This is a genomic window from Streptomyces sp. NPDC040410, assembly GCF_055595715.1.
Map to the genome: position 1 here is coordinate 131820 of NZ_JBVIVK010000011.1, position 17810 is coordinate 149629.

The following is a 17810-nucleotide window of genomic DNA, read 5'->3' on the forward strand; positions in this document are numbered from 1 at the left end:
CCTCCCCTCTCCCCCACGAACAGCACGGCAGCAAAGCGAGGCAATCGATGACGACCATTGATCCGGCCCCTCCGCCGCCCATGCGGCTCAGGGAGCTCGTTTTCGGGGCGGCGTGCGCCGCCGCCGTACGCGCGGCCGCCCGCCTGGGTGTCGCCGACGCCCTGGAAGACACGCCCATGACGGTGGAGGACCTGGCGGCGGCGGTGAAGTCCCAGCCGAAGACCCTGCGGCGGCTGCTGCGCGCGCTGTCCTGCCAGGGGATCTTCCTGGAGCATCCCGACGGCACCTTCGCGCACACGGAGATGTCCCGGCTGCTGCGCGAGGACGATCCGCACAGCCTGCGGTACATCGCCCTGTGGTGCACCGAGCCGTGGACGTGGGACGTGTGGCCGAAGCTCGACGAGGCGGTGCGCTCCGGCCGGAACGTCTTCGAGGACGTGTACGGCAGGGAGTTCTTCGAGTACCTCAACGAGGAGGCTCCCGAGTCCGCGCACGTGTTCAACCGGGCCATGACGACGTCCAGCGAGCAGTCGGCGCGGGACGTCGCGAACCTGCTCGATCTGAGCGGGGTGTCCTCGGTCGCGGACATCGGGGGCGGCCAGGGGCGGGTGGTGGCGAGCCTGCTGGAGAAGTACCCCGGGATGCACGGCACCCTGCTCGACCTGCCCGGAGTGGTGGAGAACGCCGATCCGCGTCTGCGCAAGGGCGGTCCGCTGGCCGAGCGGGTGCGCATCGTGGCGCAGGACTGCCGCGAGGACATCCCCGTCCAGGCGGACGTGTACATCATCAAGAACATCCTGGAGTGGGACGACGACAGTACCCGCAGGGCGCTGGCGAACGTCCGGAAGGCGGCGCGGCCCGGGGCCCGCGTCGTGGTCATCGAGAACCTCGTGGACGACACCCCGTCGATGAGGTTCACGACCGCCATGGACCTGCTGCTGCTCCTCAATGTCGGCGGCGCGAAGCACACCCGCCAGAGCATGGTCGAGCGGCTCACGGACGCGGGACTGGTCATCGGCGAGATCCGCCCGGTCAACCCGTATCTTCACGCCTTCGAGTGCACCGTTCCCGGCTGACCGGGTCAGAGCCCGAGGCCGCCGGCTGCGCGTCTGTCGCGGAGCCGGCGGCCTCGGGTTTGCTGCGGGATTCGCTCAGGAGGCGGCGTCCCGCTCCCAGCGGTAGAAGCAGTGCGCCATGGCGTCCTTGGGGCTGCGCCACGTCTGCGGGTCGTAGGCGCTGACGTACGCCGACAGTTTCTCGCTGACGCTGCGGAACTCGGGGTGCCCGGCCACCTTCGCGATGGCCGGCGCCGGATCCCGGTCGGCTTCGATGAGGTGCAGGTACACGTCACCGAACTGGAAGAGGCTGCGCCGCCGCACGCCGACGAGGTGCGGGAGTTCACCCCGGTCGGAGGCGGCGAACACATCGGCGATCGACGGCGCCGAATCGGGCGCCATGCGGGCGACGAGCAGGGCGTGGTGCATCGGGTGTCCTTCCTGATCCGCCATCAGCGAGGCATCACGGGCGCGTCTTGGCGGTCGCGGGCGACCTGCTCGATCTTGTCCCGGATGAGAGCCATCTGCGTACGGGAGTTGCGGTTGATGTTGTCCGTCATCCACTCGTCGTCGACCGGGGCGTCGGGCTTCATCGCGAAGTCCTGCACCCAGCGCATGTGGATGCCGCCCGGCATCTCCATGTACTCCCACAGAATGTTCATGTGAGCGAACGGGCCGGTCTCCACGCGGCGGGCGGTGACGGTGCGCCTGTCGCGGTCCGTGGTCCGTTCCGAGACCCAGCTCCAGACCTTCCCGTTCTCGTCGGGGTGCATGGTCAGGCGGAAGGTCGTCGAGTTGCCCTCGCGGGAGAGCACTTCGACGGACGCGTACTCGCTGAAGAGCTGCGGCCAGTTCTCGATGTCGTTGGTCATGTCCCAGACGAGGTCGAGGGGGGCGTCGATGGTGATGCTGTTCTCGGTGTGTCCTGCCACTTCAGGCTCCAGCCTTGAGGGTGTTGTTGACGAGGTCGAGGAACTCCCGGGGCGTCTTGCAGCGCTCCGCGTCGGGGGGAAGCGGCAGGCTGTACCGGTTCTCCAGCTCGCCGACGATGCCGAGCAGGCCCAGCGAGTCGAGGCCGAAGGAGGCGAAGGGGCTGTCCGACGCCTGCTTGAGTTCCTGAGGGTCGACGGTGATCCCGGCTGCCTTCTTCATCAGCGTGGCCAGTTCGTCGAGGGTCACTTCGGTGGTGATCATGCGGGTGTTCTCCTTCCTGCCCGGTGCTACCGGGCACCGTCCCCGCCGCGGCGCACTACGAGCGCCGCGTTGGAGCCCATGAGTCCCCTGCTGAGGACAAGGGCCGTGCGCAGCTCGGCGGGGCGAGCGCTGGACATCACCAGGTCGAGGTCGTGGCAGATGTCGAACACATTGGGGGTGGGGGGCACTTGGCCGTGTTCCATGGCGAGCACCGCGGCCGCGATGTCCAGCACGGGCGCTCCGCAGTAGGCCCGCCCGGTACCGGTCTTGGGCGCCGTGACGGGCACCCGGGTGCCGTGCGTCCCCAGGGCGTCGGCGATGGCCAGCGCCTCGGCGCGGTCGGCCTCCGGGACGCCGAGTGCGTCGGCGAACACGACGTCGATCTCCTCGGGGGCGCACTCGGCGTCGTCCAGGGCTCCGCGGATCGCGCGGGCGAGGCCCTCCCTGGACTGCTCCCAACGGGAGGCGCCGGTGAAGGTGGCGGCATGGCCGTCCACGGTGGCCCTGACGGCCGTGCCGCGGTCGCGGGCCTGGGCCTCGTCCTCCACGACGAGCATCGCGCCGCCCTCCGCGGGCACGAAACCGCAGGCTCCCGCGGTGAAGGGGCGGTAGGCGCGTTCGGGCTCCTCGACGGTGCTGAGGTCGGGGTATCCGAGCTGGCAGACCATCGAGTACGGGGCGAGGGGGGCCTCGGCGGCACCGACGACGACCGCGCCGGTGCCGCGCCGTACGGCTCGGGCGGCGTGCGCGACGGCGTCGAGACCGCCCGCCTCGTCGCTCGCGACCACTCCGCACGGCCCTTTGAAGCCGCCACGGATGGAGATCTGGCCGGTGCTGGCGGCGTAGAACCAGGCGATGGACTGGTACGGGCCGACGAACTTGGATCCCTGTCCCCACAGCTTCTGCAGTTCCCGCTGTCCGAACTCGCCGCCTCCGGAGCCGGCGGCGGTGACGACGCCGATGGAGTACGGCTCCGCGGGGTCACCGCTGCCGAGTCCGGCGTCGTCGAGGGCGAGGGCGGCCGCGGCCATGGCGAAGTGGCTGAACCGGTCCGTCTGGACCAGGAAGCGCTCCTCGATGAGGGCCGCGGCGTCGAAGTCCCGGACCTCGCCCGCCACTCGGAGCGGCAGGTGGTCGCATCCCTCGCGGGTGATCCCGTCCAGAACGCAGAGGCCCTCCCGCAAGGACTTCCAGTACGCGTCGACGCGTGTCGCGTTGGGCGCGACCACACCGATCCCGGTGACGGCCGCGCGCCGGGGGCGCTGAGTTGTCATCGTGTCCTCCCGCCCGGCCCGGTCAGGAGCACGGCGGACTGGAAACCGCCGAATCCGCTGCCGACGGAAAGCACGTTCCTCAGCTTCCGCGAGCGTGCGGTGCGCGGCACGTAGTCCAGGTCGCACTCGGGGTCCGGGGTCTCGTAGTTCGCCGTCGGAGGTACGACCTGGTGGGTGATGGCCAGGACGCAGGCGACGACTTCGATCGCGCCGATCGCGCCGAGTGAGTGCCCCACCATGGATTTGATGGAGCTCATGGGCGTGTCGTAGGCGTGGGGGCCCAGGGACCGCTTCACCGCGGCGGTCTCGTGCCGGTCGTTCTGCCGGGTACCCGAGCCGTGCGCGTTGACGTAGTCGATCAGCGTGGGGTCGAGGTGGGCCTGGTCGAGCGTGGTGTCGATCGCCCGGGCCATCTCCAGTCCCTCGCCGGTCAGACCGGTCATGTGGTAGGCGTTGCCGTAGGTGGCGTAGCCGCTGAGCTCGCAGTACACGTGCGCGCCACGGGCCCGGGCGTGCTCGTAGTCCTCCAGGACGAGCACCGCCGCGCCTTCGCCCATGACGAAGCCGTTGCGGTGGGCGTCGAAGGGCCGGGAGGCGTGCTCGGGGTCGTCGTTGTTGGGCGACGTCGCCTTGATGGCGTCGAAGCAGGCCATGGTGATCGGGGATATCGGCGAGTCCGACGCCCCGGCGATGCAGACGTCGGCCCGGCCCTCGGCGACGGTGTGGAAGGCGTAGCCCACCGCGTCGAGTCCGGAGGTGCAACCGGTGGAGACGGTCTGTACCGGGCCCTGGGCGCCGAACTGCTCGGCGACGACCGAGGCGAGCGTGCTCGGCGAGAACGCCAGGTGCAGTTTCGGTTCAGCCGCGCGGTGGTCCACGTCCCACCGCTGCCCGCCCTCGCTGACCAGGACGTAGTCGTGTTCCAGGCGGGTGGTGCCGCCGACGGCGCTGCCCAGGGAGACACCGATGCGCCAGGGGTCCTCCTGGCCGGTGTCGAGTCCGGAGTCACGTACGGCCTCTTCGGCGGCCACCGCGGCGAACTGGATGTACCGGTCCGCGTGGTCGCGAAGTTCCGGGTCGAGGCCGTGCTCGAGCGCGTCGAAGTCGCATTCGGCCGCTATGCGTGAGCGCAGGCCCGCCGGATCGAAGAGGGTGATGCCGCGGGTCGCGGTACGGCCGTTGGCCAGGAGGTCCCAGAACGCCGTCGCTCCGATACCGCCCGGAGCGACCACACCTATACCGGTGACAGCCACCCGCCGGGTCACTTTATGGCCCCACTTCGCTCGGACGGCTGTCCGTGGTCCGGCGCGGACAGATCCGGCCCGCCGACGGCGAACTCGGGGCCGTGCGCGATGCCGTCGGTTCCCTCCGTGTCGACGTGGCCGAGACTCGGACGCGGGGCGAGCGGGCCCAGGTGGAAGACCATCCGGGCTTCCTCGCTGCCGACGTTGCGGAAGCGGTGCCGCATGTTGATCGGGATCAAGAGACCCTGATCGGGCTTGAGCGCATGCGTGTCCCCGTCCAGGTCCACCTCGAGCGCGCCTGCCACCACGTAGACGAACTCCTCGGAGTACGGGTGGTAGTGCTCGCCGATGCGCTCGCCGGGCTGGACGATGGCCAGGCCCATGAAGCCGCTGGTGGAACCCACCGTGGCGGGCGTGAGCATGGCCCGCAGGTCGCCTCCGCGCCTGCGGTTGGGTTCCGTCTCGCTCAGGTCCACGATGCGTGGATGCTGCTTGATCATGGTTGATACCTCCGGGTGTGGCAGTGACGTCCGGGTGGAACGGCCGCGGACGCCGCCTCGGTCGTCCGTCAGGAATCCGCCGAGCTGCGGTCGGTGATCGGCATCATGTCGACGTGCGACAGGAGCCGGTTGATGTTGCGCTCCGTCTCCAGGGAGCCTTCGACGCCGATCGCGGCACCGTCGAGAAGGCGTTCCAGCTCGGCGGCCCTCTTGAGGCCCTTGAGGCCGAGGGAGGCGGCGGGGTCGCTGTCGAGCTCGCCCTCGATGTCGATGAGGCGCACCACGATGTTGTCGCGCTGGAAGACGGTGCTGCCGTACACCGGGCTGTCCGGGTCGTCCGCCGCGGCCTCGTCCTGATGCGCGAGCAACCGGGCCAGGTCCATCCCGCAGCCTTCCTTGGCCGGGTAGTACAGCGCGTGACGCCTGAGGTCGGCGGGTTTCGGCCGGTCCGACACCACATGGTGTACGGCCGGAAGCGCGGCCCGGGTGAAGAAGACCCGCGCCGAATCGGGGTCGCTCAGATCCCGGTCCTGCTCCAGATACGGGTTGATGGCCTCCTCCACCGCCCGCACCTCGGGCTGGCGTGCCACGTGGCGCAGTGCCACGAGGAGGTCGCCCTGCACTTCCACGGCCCGCACGACGCGGTTGCCGTGCATGAAGAGCGAGGTGCGGCGCAGCCGCGTGTGTTCGTCGACCTGGGCCTCGGGCGACTCGTACCCGGCCAGGATCTCCGCGACCTTCGATTCGGAGCCCGGCTTGACGGTGAAGGTGAGGGCGTGCCGTACCACACCGTCGCCCACACGGGCCGCCACCTGCATGTCCGAGGTGGTCGGCTGCGACGTGAGCGGCTGGCTGGGGCTCGTCTCGCGCAGGATGCTGTAGCGCATGGACCGGGTGTCCCGGACGCAGCTGTGCATCGGCCGGACGGTCTCGACGTGCTCCTCGCTGTTGACCCACGCCAGGAAGGGCGGGGCGCTCTCCCACTCGCTGGTGATGAGCCACTGCGAGGGGTTCTCGATCGACTGGCAGAGCTGGTCACTGATGTGACCGGGAACCGACGCAACCTGGTTGCGCATGTGCTCGTACGCGTCGAGGAACTGCTGCTGGGCACCTTCGTACAGATCGAGCAACAGGATCACTCGAAGCCTGGCGCCGTCGAACGCCGACTGGGATATGCGTCCCGAGATGGTCATGCGACACCTCTCCCCTTCTCCATGCGAGGTCAGGAACGACCGCCGTGTCCGAAATGCCGTGGTCGTCTTGAGCTGATCGTCGACGGGAGCCCCGACGAGCGCGAGCCCCGCAGGGCGGACGAGTGAACCGCGCGCCATTCGGGTGCCTCAGGCGCGCCCGCCCGGCCACGAAGGGGCATGGAGTGTGCATCCCATCCCCGACTCACCTCGCAGGTGACGCTGGAGGCAATGAATGAACCGCTTGAAAGAGGCCGACGAGGTCTGTCATCACACGCCGGTCCTCATCGTCGGCGGCTCTCTGGTGGGCCTGTCCACCTCCCTGTTCCTGGGGCGCCTCGGCGTGCCGCACATCCTCGTCGAGCGGCACTCCGGCACCTCGATCCATCCGCGCGGGCGCGGGAACAACGTGCGCACGATGGAGCTGTTCCGGGTGGCCGAGGCCCAGCGGCGCATCGAGGAGGCCGCATCGGTCCTGGCGGACAACCACGGCATCCTGCAGACGCCGACACTGGTGGGCGACGCCGGCGAGTGGTTGTTCAAGGACATCGACCCGGGCGGTGGGCTCGCCCGCTTCAGCCCCAGCACGTGGTGCCTGTGCAGCCAGAACGACCTCGAGCCGGTGCTGCTGGAGTGCGCGCGCGAGCTGGGCGGCGATCTGAGGTTCTCCACCGAGTTGATGTCGTTCGAGCAGGACGCCGGCGGAGTGACCGCCCGGATCAAGAGCCGTGACACCGGCGAGCACACCACCGTCCGAGCGGACTACCTCGTCGCCGCGGACGGTCCGCGCAGCCCCGTCCGCGAACAGCTCGGCATCGGGCAGAGCGGCCCGGGTGACCTGTTCCACAACGTGAGCATCACCTTCACCTCCCGCGGCCTCGCGGACGTCGTCGGCGACCGGCGCTTCATCGTCTGCTACCTGACCAGCCCGGACGCCGACGGGGCACTGCTGCCGGTCGACAACCGAGAGCACTGGGTGTTCCACGCACCCTGGCATCCCGAACACGGCGAAACTCTCGAGGAGTTCACCGACGAACGGTGCGCGGAACACATCCGGCGGGCCACGGGGGTCCCGGACCTCGATGTGGAGGTCACGGGCAGAGCCGCCTGGCACGCCGCCGAGAGAGTCGCCGAACGGTACTCGGACGGCCGGGTGTTCCTCGCCGGCGACTCGGCCCATGAGATGTCCCCCACGGGGGCGTTCGGCTCCAACACCGGTATCCAGGACGCGCACAACCTCGCCTGGAAGCTGGCCGCCGCACTGGGCGGCTGGGCCGGCCCCGGCCTGCTGGAGTCCTACGACGCGGAGCGCCGGCCGGTCGCGGAGGCGACGAGCGCGCGCGCCTCGTCGCGATCGGTCGAGCACAGCCACCCCGGATACACCCCCGCCCCCGGAGCCGGCGGCCCCGGCGGCAAGAAGGGCGGGATCCTCAACGTGGTGCTCGGCTACCGCTATCCGCGGGGCGCCGTCCTCGGTGCCGATACGGCGACGCCGGTCGTGCCCGAAGGAATGCGGCTGACGGGCGAGCCGGGGAGCCGGGCCCCCCACATGTGGCTGAACCGCGAAGGCGCCCGGATCTCCACCCTCGACCTGTACGAGCGGTCCCTGGTACTCCTGAGCTCCGGGGACGGCGTCGGCGGGTGGCATGCCGCGGCGAAGGGCATCGCTGAAAGGCTGTCCGTACCGCTGGACTCGTACCGGATCGGCGGGGCCGGCTGCGAGCTGTCCCCCGCGAGCGACCTGGACTGGGCGGAGGTCCACGGCGTCACCGGGGACGGTGCGGTGCTGGTCCGTCCCGACGGATTCGTCGCGTGGCGGTCCGAAGGGGCGTCTGCGGATCCTGAAACCACGTTGCGGGTGACCCTGGCCGCGCTCCTGGACCGGAGCTGAAACGGTCTCGTCGAACAGCCCCAGCCGCCGCCCCGATGTGTACGGGCGGCGGCTGGGGCTGTCAGGTCGTCAGGCAACCGTCAGGACGCGCGGCCGGCCGCGTTCCTGCGGCGCAGCGCGTACGCGCCCGTGGCGGCGGCCGCGAGGACGGCCAGCCCGCCGGCGGCGGCACCAGGTGTGGCGAGCGTGCCCTCGTCGTCCGAGGCGGCGAGCGCGCCGCCGCCCGTGTGCACCCCACCGTGCGGCTTGTGGTGCTCCCACTCCTTGCCGTGGGAGGAGTCCTTGCCGGCCGCGGGGTCCTCCTTCTTCTCGTCGCCCTTGGTCCAGTCGTCGCCGCCTGCCACGGTCAGCGCGCCGCCGCCCGTGTGCACCCCACCGTGCGGCTTGTGGTGCTCCCACTCCTTGCCGTGGGAGGAGTCCTCCTTGTCCCAGTCACCCCCCGTGGCGGCATGGGCGCCGGGAGCGGCGATCGCGAGGGCGGCCGTGGCCGCCGCGGTGGCGAGAAGAATGCGGGCAGAGCGCATCGTCTGAGTCCTTCCGCCTCAGCCGGGCCGCTGACACTTCGTCAGCTGATGAGCACTCGGCTGCGACATGATCCACCGTCAGCCCGTCCCACGCGGCGCACCACTCGAAGCGCTCACTTGCCACCCGTCCGCGACCGACACCACCCGGCGCCCGTTCATCTCACCGGCCCCCACATACCGCTCTGACCTGGCATTTCGCCGCGGATCAGCAGGCACATCCCGTTCCCTGCCCCGCCTCAGGGACTACCCGATCGGCGGCAACACGATCGGCGCGAGACAACTCCCAGGGGAAGGGCTTCTGTTACGGAAGGGTTTCGCGCCGTCTGACGGGGCGTGAGGTCCCGGCACGCGGCAGTCCGTCCGAACCGCCGTGGAGCGAGGCGGAACACGCCCCGTCGCCGATTCGCCGTCTTCCCTCCCATGCCGCACGATGGTGACAGAGGCAACTCGGCGCCGCGGGCCGGACACCTGCCCGCACGGTCAGCGCGAGGAGGTCGGTCATGGCCCACGCCGTTTCCCCCACGCTCCAGCCGGGCGGGGTCCACTCCGGGAACCATCCCTGGAAGATACGTCTGATCGAGCATCCGAAGCGCTTCGAGTCGAAGTTCTTCCGCGCGGCGAAGAAGACGGCGCGGAAGATCCTCGAAGAGATCAGTGACGCGGATCTGCCGTACGGGCCCCGGCCGACCGGCACACAGGGCTGGGAGATGCACCACGGCGGCAGCCTCTGGGTGAAGGGCTCGGACGGCTGGCGGATGTACCGCGCCAGGGTGGGCATCGAGTGGAGCATGCAGTTCTGCGCCGATCCGTCGAAGGTCGACCGACTGCGGCGGGAGGCCGCCGAGCTCGTCGACGCCTTCCCGCTGACCGTGCCCGCCCTGGAGGCGCTGGGGTACGAGGGAGCCGACGAGCTGCTGCGTACCCCGATCACGGACGCCGACGGCGTCGAGGCGTGGACCGACTCCCTGTTCAACGCGTGCGTGCCCATGAGCCGTGGGCACCACCAAGGGGTTCTGCCCAAGGTGCCGCCCGGTGAGCACCACTATCCGTGGCCGGTGAAGAGCGCCGACTTCATCAGGTACGACGACTTCCAGCTGTGGGTGACCCTGCCGGACGGGATGCACGGCGCCGTCGCGCCGGTGGGCCGGCGGGGTTCCGGCGACGGACATGTGCGCCTGGTGCACGTCCCGGAGGGCAGCGAGGGGGAGGAGTCGTTCATCGAGGCACAGGACCTCAGGATGATGGCGGTCCTCCCGCCGAACAGCTCCGCCGCGCTTCAGGCGTTCAAGGAGCAGATCGAACCCGGCCGGCGCACCGCGGCCGGCCCGCCGGCCTCCAGCGACGGCCACCGTGCGGGCCGGCGGCGCGGTGAGCGGCGGCGGAGCGACAGGCGACGCGCCGGTTAGACGAGCAGGGGCGCGCCCGACCGCCCGGTGCGCGCCGGCCCCGGAGAGCCGGGACGGCGGGTGGACACCGACTGGACGAAGCCGGGGCAGTAGCCGGCTCGGCGCCACGCAACCCTCCCGCAACCTTCTGTGTGCTCCCCTGGGGCGCCATGGACGAGGAATCCTCACGCGCCGAGCAAAACGCCGCCCCGGGCACGGATCACGACGAAATCCCCCGTGTCGAGCTCACCACCGAGGCCGCCCGCCTCGTGCGCCGGCTGAGCGAGACCCATGGCCCCTTGATGTTCCACCAGTCCGGCGGCTGCTGTGACGGCAGCGCGCCCATGTGCTACCTGGAGGGCGAGTTCCGCACCGGCGGCTCGGACGTGCTGCTCGCGGAGCTCGACGTGGAAGGGGTCGAGGAGCCGGTGCGGTTCTGGATGTCGAGGAGTCAGTACGAGGTGTGGAGCCACACCCGGCTGATCGTCGACGTCGTCGAGGGGCGGGGCAGCGGATTCTCGCTGGAGGCACCGGAGGGGGTGCGTTTTCTCACCCGTTCGCGTGTAGTCGACGGATAGCGTCCTCGCAGGTTCGTCGTCGTCTGGTGCACTTCCCCTGAGTCCTGGGACAGTTGACGGGACACCAGGGGGGCCTGTGACGCTTCGTCAAAAGCGGTTGGGTGGCGGCAGATCGGTACTGGGGTTACTCGCGGCATCGGGCATACTGGCCGGAGCGGCCCTGGTGGGGGCGGCACCGGCAGGCGCCGTGCCGGACACGACCCGGATCGCGCCCGGTGTCCGGTACCGGCACTTCGACTTACAGGCCGCCAAGGGCCTGACGCACGCCCATGTGCTGAGCGTCGACCTGCGCAGCAAGCGCGTACGCGTCGACCTGCTGTATCCGGGTGCGGTCGCCGCCCGGGGCACCGTCTCCCGGCTGGCGAACGTCCAGGGCGCCGTCGCGGGCGTCAACGGCGACTTCTTCAACATCACCGAAACCCAGCATCCTGGCGTCGAGGCCACGGGAGCCTCCGTGGGACCGGCGATCGCGAGCGGACGCGCGCTCAAGGCGGCCGTCCCGAACGGCCAGCGCTTCGGCCCTGAGCTGCCGCCCGGCACGAGTAGCAGGAACGTGATCGGCGTGGGGGTGGACCGCAGGGCTCGGCTGGACACCCTGAGCCTCTTCGGATACGTCCGCACGTCCGAGGAGCGGCTGCCGCTCGGCGGGCTCAACCAGTACGCGCTGCCGGTGGGGTCGATCGGCGCGTTCACCTCCGCGTGGGGCAGCGCCTCCCGGGTGCGCGCCACCTGCGGCACGGACACGAACCGGGGCGACCCGTGCAGCACGGACACCCACGAGGTGACGGTCCGTCACGGCCGGGTCGTGTCCACGGCGAACACGCCGGGCAGCGGACCCATCGCCCGGGGAACCACCGTGCTCGTCGGCCGGGAGAAGGGCGCGCAGTGGCTGCGGAAACTCTCCGCGGGCGCGGTCGTGAAGGTGTGGCACCGGCTGGTGGCGTCCGCGTCACGGATCCCGTACCGCTTCGCGCTCGGCGGTTACCCGGTCCTCAGGGGCGGACAACCGCTGTCCGGCCTCGACGACACGACGTCGGCCGTGCGCACCGCCGTGGGCATCGCGGAGGGCGGACGGCGGCTGCTGCTGTTCGCGGTGGACGGAGCCGCCGAGTACCGCAGCGGCCTCACGATCGCGGAGGTGGCGGGAGCCATGCGGGACCTGGGCTCGGTCGACGCCTTCAGCCTGGACGGCGGCGGATCGACGACGCTCGTCGCCCGCCCGCCCGGGGCGGACACGGTCACCGTGCGCAACCACCCGAGCGGCGGCGCGGAACGCCCCGTCCCGAACGGGATCGGGGTGTTCCCGGCATGGTGACGGCGGACGAGCCGCGGACTGTCACGGTCTCAGGCTGCCGACGATGTCCGCCGTTGCGGTGAAGCCGCTGTGGATGGTCGGGGCGATGCTCGAGCCGGCCAGGTAGAAGCCGAGCAGCGCGCACACCAGCGCGTGCGAGACCTTCAGCCCGCCGTTGCGCAGAAAGATCGCCGTCAGGATCAGAAGCAGCAGCACCACAGAGATGGAAATGGCCATCGTCAACCTCCTCCGCCACGTCCGCTTCGCGGCGTTCCGCCGTAAGTGTGGCGTAGCGGAGGGTTCGTCCGGGCGGCTGACCTGTCCTCCGAACGTGTGGTGTTTACGCCCGCCGGTGGGCGTCCAGGAAGGCTTCCAGTCCGGCGAGGTCGCCGGTGTTGAGGTAGTCGACGCCCGCGGCGAGCAGTTCGGACCACAGCGCGTCCCGGGCGGGGCCGGCGAGGTCCGGGGTGGCCCAGAACCGGACCTTCTGCCCGCGTGCGTGCGCCCTGCGTACGATGGCACCGAGCTTGAGCCGCTCGGCCTCCCCGAACGCCCCCACACCCTGCCAGGTGAAGCTGAGCGTCCAGTTGTCGCTGATCAGCGGGATGAAGGAGGCGGGCGCCGAGCCGCCGAGGTCGGCGAGCCGGCCGTCGTAGAAGGCCCGGCGCACGGTCTGCGCCTCCATCGGCGTACGGGCGGCTCGGTCGCCGGAGATCACGGCGGTGACCGGGCCGGGGTGGACGCGTCCGTGGGCGTACGTCGTGAACAGGTGCTTGTGGCGCCACAGATGGCGGTCGAGTTCGAGGTATGTCGACGAACCCTCGGTCTTGATGTCGACGAGCAGTTGCAGCGGCTTGCGCCAACCCCGGTACACGGCACCGCGGTTGGCTCTGACACGGGCGGCGAGTGGGTCGAGGTAGAGGGATTCGAGGGTGCGGGCGGGGTCGAGGTCGACCGGGTCGTGGGCGACGAGGAGTTGATCGCCGACAAGGTGGATGTCGGCCTCGACGCTGCCGAAGCGGTGGTCGAGGGCATCGAACAGGGGGCGTGGGTGCTCGTAGTCGTTGTGGGCGTGGGCGCGCCACAACGGGCGCGGGCCGTGCTTCCGTTCGCCGGCCAGTGCGCGCGCGGCGGGCAGGGCGACCGTGCCCGTGAGGGCGGCGCCAAGGGCGGTGAGGGCTCTGCGACGGGTGGTGAGGGCCATGCTCTGCCTCCCTGGTAGGCCTTACCGGACCTCAGCGAGTATGAGGTCTGCAGGGCACCAAGGAGCAGTGGTGTGCGGGGAGTTGGCCGGACTGCCGTCGTGGGTTCACTTCGTCGCGGCAGGGCACACGAAGAAGCCCGCCCCAGGTAGGGCGGGCTTCTCCAGGTGTGCGTCAGGGGGTTTGCAGGTCGACCAGTTCGGCCAGTGCCGCACGGTGGGCGCCCGCCGTGCCGTAGGCGATCGAGTCTGCCTTCGCCCGCTTCAGGTACAGGTGGGCAGGGTGCTCCCAGGTCATCCCGATGCCGGCGTGCAACTGGACTGCCTCCTCGGCGGCGTGGACGGCGACGGAAGCCGCGTACGCCTGGGCGACGGCAACCGCCACGTCGACGTCCTCGCCGGTCGCGAGCGCGTCCGCCGCGTTGCGGGCGGCCGCGCGCAGGTTGACCACCTCCAGCCACAGCTGCGCGAGCCGGTGCTTGAGTGCCTGGAAGCCGCCGACGGGCCTGTTGAACTGCTTGCGCTCCTTGAGGTAGCGGACCGTCTCGGTCAACGTCCAGTCGGCTACACCGAGTTGCTCGGAGGCGAGGAGTCCAGCTCCGGCGCGCAGGGCCCGTCGTACGGCCGGTTCGGCGTCCCCGAGACGGCGGCCCGCGGCTCCGTCCAGGGTGACGGTCGCGAGGGGCCGGGTCAGGTCCAGGGAGACCTGCGGGGTGACGGCCACGGCGTCGGCGTCGACCGCGTACAGCCCGCCGTCGTCGGCGGGGACGAGCAGTACATCGGCGACCGCGGCGTCGGCGATCCCGGTCAGCTCCCCGTGCAGGGCGCCGTCTTCGTGCCGTACGGCCTTGTAGGAGCCGCCCGGCGCGATGTTGAGCGCCACGGCGAGCGCGCCGATCCTCCGTCCGGACGCCAGTTCGCCGAGGAGGTCGTCGGCGGCGCACGCCACCAGCGCCTCGGTGGCGACCACTGCGCTCGTCAGGTACGGCACCGGGGCGACGGCGCGCCCCACCTCCTCCAGGACGACGGCCGCCTCGCGGTGCGTGGCTCCCTGGCCGCCCTGTGCCTCGGGCACCAGGAGGCCAGCGAGCCCCATGCCGTCGGCGAGGGCCTTCCACGCCGACAGGTCGTGCGGGGTGTCCGACTCGGTCCGGGTGATCACGCCCGCCGCGTCGCAGTGGTCGGCCAGCAGGTCACGGACGGCGGCGCGGAGGGCCTCTTCCTCCTCCGAGTACAGCAGGTCGGGCTGAGTGCTCTGGGTTGTCATCGGGCGAGGTCCTTCCACGCGACGTCCTTGTCGGTGCGCGGTTCGGCGGGCAGGCCAAGGACGCGCTCGGCGACGATGTTCAGCAGGACCTCGCTGGTCCCGCCCTCGATACTGTTGCCCTTGGACCGGAGGTAGCGGTACCCCGCGTCCCGGCCGGTGAAGTCCACGAGCTCCGGCCGGCGCATGGTCCAGTCGTCGTACAACAGGCCCTCCTCGCCGAGGAGTTCGACCTCCAGGCCGCTGATCTCCTGGTTGAGGCGGGCGAAGGAGAGCTTCATGCCGGAGCCCTCGTAGCCGGGCTGGCCCGCGACGAGCTGCTGCCGCAGCCGTTCGCCGGTGAGCCGGGCGACCTCTGCCTCGACCCAGAGCTTCAGCAGCCGCTGGTGCAGGTCGTGGGTGCGCAGTTCGGGGCGTTCACGCCAGGTCTTCGAGACCGGGCCGATCATGCCGCCCTCGCGGGGCAGGCGCATGCCGCCGATCGAGACGCGCTCGTTCATCAGGGTCGTCTGCGCGACCCGCCAGCCGTCGCCGATCTCGCCGAGGCGGCGCGAGTCCGGGATGCGGACGTCGGTGAGGAAGACCTCGTTGAACTCGGCCTCGCCGGTGATCTGGCGCAGCGGCCGCACCTCGACGCCGGGGTCGGTCATGTCGCAGATGAAGTACGTGATGCCCTGGTGCTTGGGCACGTCCGGGTCGGTGCGGGCGATGAGGATGGCCCAGCGGGCGACATGGGCGCTGGACGTCCACACCTTCTGCCCGTTGACGACCCAGTCGTCTCCCTCCCTGACGGCTCGCGTGCCGAGCGCGGCGAGGTCGGAGCCGGCACCCGGCTCACTGAACAGCTGGCACCATACCTCCTCCCCCACCCACAGCGGCCTGAGGTACCGCTGCTTCTGCTCCTCCGTACCGAAGCGGAGGATCGTCGGCGCGGCCATCCCGAGGCCGATGCCGAGGCGCCGCGGGTCGTTCTCGGGCGCGCCGGCGGCCGCGAGCTCGGCGTCCACGACGGCCTGCAGGGACCGCGGGGCACCGAGTCCGCCGAGCCCTTCGGGGTAGTGCACCCAGGCCAGCCCCGCGTCGAAGCGGGCCTTGAGGAAGTCGAGCCGGTCGGTGCTGGCGGGCGGGTGCGCGGCCAGCAACTCCGCTGTACGGCGCTGAAGTTCGGCTGCGTCGGTCATGCGGCGGCTCCGTTCTGTGAAGCGGACTCCAGCGAGGGCACCACGGCGACGCGGCCGGTGGTGGCTCCGTCGCCGACCCGCTGGACGGCGGCCGCGGCCCCGCTCAGCGGCACGCGCTCGCTCACCAGCGGCTTGATCGCACCGCGGGCGGCCAGCTCGGTGAGCTGTTCGTGGCAGTGCTGGACCAGCTTCGGGTTCTTGGTGTTGTACAGGCCCCAGTGCAGGCCGAGGATCGCGTAGTTCTTCACGAGGGCGTGGTTGAGTCCCGGGCTGGGAATCGTGCCGCTCGCGAAGCCGACCACGACGATCCGGCCCTCGAAGGCCACGATCTTGGCGGACTGGGCGTAGGCCTCGCCTCCGACGGGGTCGTAGATCACGTCGGCGCCCCGGCCGCCGGTGGCCTGCTTCACGGCGGCGACGACGTCCTCGGAGTGCCGGTCGATCACCACGTCGCAGCCCAGCTCCCGGGCGACGGCGGCCTTGTCGGCCCCGCCCACCACGCCGATGACGGTCGCGCCGGCCGCCTTCCCCAGTTGCACGGCCGCGCTGCCGACCCCTCCTGCGGCAGCGTGGACGAGCAGCGTCTCGCCGGCTTCGAGTCCGGCCCGCCGGTGCAGGCCGAACCAGCCCGTCTGGTAGCCGATGTGCAGGGCGGCGGCCTCGGCGTCGTCCAGCGAGTCCGGCGCGGGCAGCACGGCGGCGGCGTCCGCGACGGCGTACTCGGCGAAACCGCCGTAGGGCAGCACGGGGTTGGCGATCACGCGCCGCCCGTCCTCCGTCTCGCCGCACATCTCCACGCCCGGGGTGAACGGCAGCGGCGGCCTGACCTGGTACTGGCCGCGGCACATCAGGACGTCCGGGAAGTTGATGTTCGCGGCCCGAACCTTCAGCAGGATCTGACCGGCGCCTGGCGCGGGCCGCTCCACCTCCTCGAGCCGCATCACCTCACTCGGCTCGCCGTTCTCGTGCACTTGCCATGCCTGCATGCGGGGCCTCCACGGGACTGCTGTTCGTTCTTGCACGCCTGACCGGGTTCGATCGCATACTAAGCGGTCGCTTGCCCGGAGGGAACAGTCCTACTCCTAAGAGTCGCGCGCGTCACGACCGCCTGGGCCGAGCCCGTACGTGCATCCGCTCCCCCTGCGGCCCGAACAGGCTCAGAAACTCCACCGGACCCTCCCCCGTCGACCCGAACCAGTGCGGAACCCGCGTGTCGAACTCGGCGGCCTCCCCTGCGGTGAGCACCACGTCGTGCTCGCCCAGTACGAGGCGGAGCCGCCCGGACAACACGTACAGCCACTCGTAGCCCTCGTGCATCCGCGGGTCGGGGTCGAGCCTGCGCTGCGGTTCGAGCACCTTGAACGCCTGGAGCCCACCGGGCTGCCGGGTGAGCGGCCAGTGGGTGCGCCCGTGCCGCACGATCGGCTTCTCGGCCCGCACCCGCGGGTCGCGCACCGAAGGGGCGCCCACCAGTTCGTCAAGCGCCACCTCGTGGGCCCGCGCGATCGGCAGCAGCAGCTCCAGGCCGGGCTTGCGCAGGCCCGACTCCAGCCGCGACAGGGTGCTCACCGAGATCCCCGTCGCCGCGGACAGCCCGGCCAGGGTCGCCCCGCGTTCCTTCCGGATGCGCCTCAGCCGCGGACCCACCTCCGCGAGAACCTCGTCCATGTCGTCATCGCCCATGAGTGCATTGCAGTTTCGGCAAACAGTGTTTGTCAATCCGGTACCGGTCGCGCGACTGCCCCGGTGGAGGTCGTCACATCGGCGGCGGGCGCGTTGCGGGGGTCGCCCCCATCGACGACCAGGCACCGGTCACGTCCTTGGGCCGCTGGGAGACCGTGAGCCCCTGCGCGCTCAGCGCGGCCGTGGCGAGCACCGCGAAGGCCTGGCTGCGGACCTCCCAGCCGGGGCAGTACGGGCAGGCCGGAGTCACCGTCGTGCCCGGCGAGGTCGCGGAACCGGTGGTCGAGGCGACCCTCAGCGGGGGTGGTCTCGGACGGCACCGCATACGACCGCGAGGTGCTGTTCGTCGCAC

The 17810-nt window shown here is 70.9% G+C and carries 20 protein-coding genes; 5 read left to right on the plus strand and 15 right to left on the minus strand.

Features of this window, described 5'->3' with window-relative positions:
• Positions 1-47 precede the first annotated feature (47 nt).
• Entirely contained in the window at positions 48-1076 is a 1029-nt protein-coding gene (locus ACZ562_RS22365; protein WP_471181840.1) for a methyltransferase, read from the plus strand.
• Positions 1077-1151: 75 nt separating this feature from the next.
• Here the strand turns inward: ACZ562_RS22365 and ACZ562_RS22370 are convergent, their stop codons facing one another.
• The 7 genes from ACZ562_RS22370 to ACZ562_RS22400 form a co-directional block, all read right to left on the minus strand.
• Positions 1152-1484 (minus strand): TcmI family type II polyketide cyclase, encoded by a 333-nt coding sequence (locus tag ACZ562_RS22370; RefSeq protein ID WP_471181842.1) that lies wholly within the window; start codon positions 1482-1484, stop codon positions 1152-1154.
• Between the two features lie 23 nt (positions 1485-1507).
• Positions 1508-1987, minus strand: a complete 480-nt coding sequence (locus tag ACZ562_RS22375; RefSeq protein ID WP_471181844.1) for an SRPBCC family protein — start codon at positions 1985-1987, stop codon at positions 1508-1510.
• A gap of 1 nt (position 1988) precedes the next feature.
• Positions 1989-2249: an acyl carrier protein gene (locus tag ACZ562_RS22380; RefSeq protein ID WP_471181847.1), complete on the minus strand. Its 261-nt coding sequence runs from the start codon at positions 2247-2249 to the stop codon at positions 1989-1991.
• A gap of 26 nt (positions 2250-2275) precedes the next feature.
• Positions 2276-3523 carry a beta-ketoacyl synthase N-terminal-like domain-containing protein gene (locus ACZ562_RS22385; RefSeq protein WP_471181850.1) on the minus strand — a complete coding sequence of 416 codons (1248 nt, stop codon included), beginning with the start codon at positions 3521-3523 and terminating at the stop codon, positions 2276-2278.
• On the minus strand, positions 3520-4788 hold the full coding sequence (locus tag ACZ562_RS22390) for a beta-ketoacyl-[acyl-carrier-protein] synthase family protein (protein WP_471181853.1): 1269 nt from the start codon (positions 4786-4788) through the stop codon (positions 3520-3522). The genes ACZ562_RS22385 and ACZ562_RS22390 overlap by 4 nt, the downstream gene beginning before the upstream one ends.
• Complete coding sequence (locus ACZ562_RS22395; RefSeq protein WP_471181856.1) at positions 4785-5267, minus strand: cupin domain-containing protein; 483 nt, start codon at positions 5265-5267, stop codon at positions 4785-4787. Before ACZ562_RS22395 ends, ACZ562_RS22390 begins: the two co-directional genes overlap by 4 nt.
• A 68-nt stretch (positions 5268-5335) precedes the next feature.
• Entirely contained in the window at positions 5336-6460 is a 1125-nt protein-coding gene (locus ACZ562_RS22400) for a SchA/CurD-like domain-containing protein (RefSeq protein WP_471181858.1), read from the minus strand.
• A gap of 232 nt (positions 6461-6692) precedes the next feature.
• Here ACZ562_RS22400 and ACZ562_RS22405 point away from each other — a divergent pair, with 232 nt between their 5' ends.
• Positions 6693-8348 carry an FAD-dependent oxidoreductase gene (locus tag ACZ562_RS22405; protein ID WP_471181861.1) on the plus strand — a complete coding sequence of 552 codons (1656 nt, stop codon included), beginning with the start codon at positions 6693-6695 and terminating at the stop codon, positions 8346-8348.
• 80 nt (positions 8349-8428) lie between these two features.
• On the opposite strand, the gene ACZ562_RS22410 is transcribed toward ACZ562_RS22405, so the two are convergent.
• Positions 8429-8872, minus strand: a complete 444-nt coding sequence (locus tag ACZ562_RS22410) for a hypothetical protein (RefSeq protein ID WP_471181863.1) — start codon at positions 8870-8872, stop codon at positions 8429-8431.
• Between the two features lie 500 nt (positions 8873-9372).
• Here ACZ562_RS22410 and ACZ562_RS22415 point away from each other — a divergent pair, with 500 nt between their 5' ends.
• From ACZ562_RS22415 to ACZ562_RS22425, 3 genes are all read left to right on the plus strand, one after another.
• Entirely contained in the window at positions 9373-10278 is a 906-nt protein-coding gene (locus ACZ562_RS22415; protein WP_471181865.1) for a DUF6424 family protein, read from the plus strand.
• A 149-nt stretch (positions 10279-10427) separates the two neighbouring features.
• Positions 10428-10835, plus strand: coding sequence for a DUF779 domain-containing protein (locus tag ACZ562_RS22420; protein ID WP_471181868.1), 408 nt, complete (start codon positions 10428-10430; stop codon positions 10833-10835).
• A gap of 163 nt (positions 10836-10998) precedes the next feature.
• A complete protein-coding gene (locus ACZ562_RS22425; RefSeq protein WP_471182243.1) occupies positions 10999-12150 on the plus strand; it encodes a phosphodiester glycosidase family protein in 1152 nt (383 codons plus the stop codon).
• Positions 12151-12171: 21 nt separating this feature from the next.
• Here ACZ562_RS22425 and ACZ562_RS22430 read toward each other — a convergent pair whose 3' ends face one another.
• The 7 genes from ACZ562_RS22430 to ACZ562_RS22460 form a co-directional block, all read right to left on the minus strand.
• A complete protein-coding gene (locus ACZ562_RS22430) occupies positions 12172-12366 on the minus strand; it encodes a hypothetical protein (protein WP_471181870.1) in 195 nt (64 codons plus the stop codon).
• 103 nt (positions 12367-12469) lie between these two features.
• Entirely contained in the window at positions 12470-13333 is an 864-nt protein-coding gene (locus ACZ562_RS22435; RefSeq protein WP_471181872.1) for a phosphatidylinositol-specific phospholipase C/glycerophosphodiester phosphodiesterase family protein, read from the minus strand.
• A 172-nt stretch (positions 13334-13505) separates the two neighbouring features.
• Entirely contained in the window at positions 13506-14597 is a 1092-nt protein-coding gene (locus tag ACZ562_RS22440) for an acyl-CoA dehydrogenase family protein (RefSeq protein ID WP_471181875.1), read from the minus strand.
• Positions 14594-15775, minus strand: coding sequence for an acyl-CoA dehydrogenase family protein (locus ACZ562_RS22445; protein WP_471181877.1), 1182 nt, complete (start codon positions 15773-15775; stop codon positions 14594-14596). The genes ACZ562_RS22440 and ACZ562_RS22445 overlap by 4 nt, the downstream gene beginning before the upstream one ends.
• Positions 15772-16761, minus strand: coding sequence for an NADPH:quinone oxidoreductase family protein (locus ACZ562_RS22450; protein ID WP_471181880.1), 990 nt, complete (start codon positions 16759-16761; stop codon positions 15772-15774). The genes ACZ562_RS22445 and ACZ562_RS22450 overlap by 4 nt, the downstream gene beginning before the upstream one ends.
• Positions 16762-16873: 112 nt before the next feature.
• Positions 16874-17458, minus strand: coding sequence for a helix-turn-helix domain-containing protein (locus ACZ562_RS22455; protein ID WP_471181883.1), 585 nt, complete (start codon positions 17456-17458; stop codon positions 16874-16876).
• Positions 17459-17531: 73 nt separating this feature from the next.
• Positions 17532-17783, minus strand: a complete 252-nt coding sequence (locus tag ACZ562_RS22460; RefSeq protein ID WP_471181886.1) for a hypothetical protein — start codon at positions 17781-17783, stop codon at positions 17532-17534.
• Positions 17784-17810: the final 27 nt, after the last annotated feature.

Coding starts and splice junctions, on each gene's coding strand:
- ACZ562_RS22370 (WP_471181842.1), bottom strand. CDS start 1,484: ATGCACCACGCCCTGCTCGTCGCCCGCATGGCGCCCGATTCGGCGCCG.
- ACZ562_RS22430 (WP_471181870.1), bottom strand. CDS start 12,366: ATGGCCATTTCCATCTCTGTGGTGCTGCTGCTTCTGATCCTGACGGCG.
- ACZ562_RS22380 (WP_471181847.1), bottom strand. CDS start 2,249: ATGATCACCACCGAAGTGACCCTCGACGAACTGGCCACGCTGATGAAG.
- ACZ562_RS22450 (WP_471181880.1), bottom strand. CDS start 16,761: ATGCAGGCATGGCAAGTGCACGAGAACGGCGAGCCGAGTGAGGTGATG.
- ACZ562_RS22435 (WP_471181872.1), bottom strand. CDS start 13,333: ATGGCCCTCACCACCCGTCGCAGAGCCCTCACCGCCCTTGGCGCCGCC.
- ACZ562_RS22405 (WP_471181861.1), top strand. CDS start 6,693: ATGAACCGCTTGAAAGAGGCCGACGAGGTCTGTCATCACACGCCGGTC.
- ACZ562_RS22365 (WP_471181840.1), top strand. CDS start 48: ATGACGACCATTGATCCGGCCCCTCCGCCGCCCATGCGGCTCAGGGAG.
- ACZ562_RS22410 (WP_471181863.1), bottom strand. CDS start 8,872: ATGCGCTCTGCCCGCATTCTTCTCGCCACCGCGGCGGCCACGGCCGCC.
- ACZ562_RS22400 (WP_471181858.1), bottom strand. CDS start 6,460: ATGACCATCTCGGGACGCATATCCCAGTCGGCGTTCGACGGCGCCAGG.
- ACZ562_RS22445 (WP_471181877.1), bottom strand. CDS start 15,775: ATGACCGACGCAGCCGAACTTCAGCGCCGTACAGCGGAGTTGCTGGCC.
- ACZ562_RS22420 (WP_471181868.1), top strand. CDS start 10,428: ATGGACGAGGAATCCTCACGCGCCGAGCAAAACGCCGCCCCGGGCACG.
- ACZ562_RS22415 (WP_471181865.1), top strand. CDS start 9,373: ATGGCCCACGCCGTTTCCCCCACGCTCCAGCCGGGCGGGGTCCACTCC.
- ACZ562_RS22385 (WP_471181850.1), bottom strand. CDS start 3,523: ATGACAACTCAGCGCCCCCGGCGCGCGGCCGTCACCGGGATCGGTGTG.
- ACZ562_RS22395 (WP_471181856.1), bottom strand. CDS start 5,267: ATGATCAAGCAGCATCCACGCATCGTGGACCTGAGCGAGACGGAACCC.
- ACZ562_RS22460 (WP_471181886.1), bottom strand. CDS start 17,783: ATGCGGTGCCGTCCGAGACCACCCCCGCTGAGGGTCGCCTCGACCACC.
- ACZ562_RS22455 (WP_471181883.1), bottom strand. CDS start 17,458: ATGGGCGATGACGACATGGACGAGGTTCTCGCGGAGGTGGGTCCGCGG.
- ACZ562_RS22440 (WP_471181875.1), bottom strand. CDS start 14,597: ATGACAACCCAGAGCACTCAGCCCGACCTGCTGTACTCGGAGGAGGAA.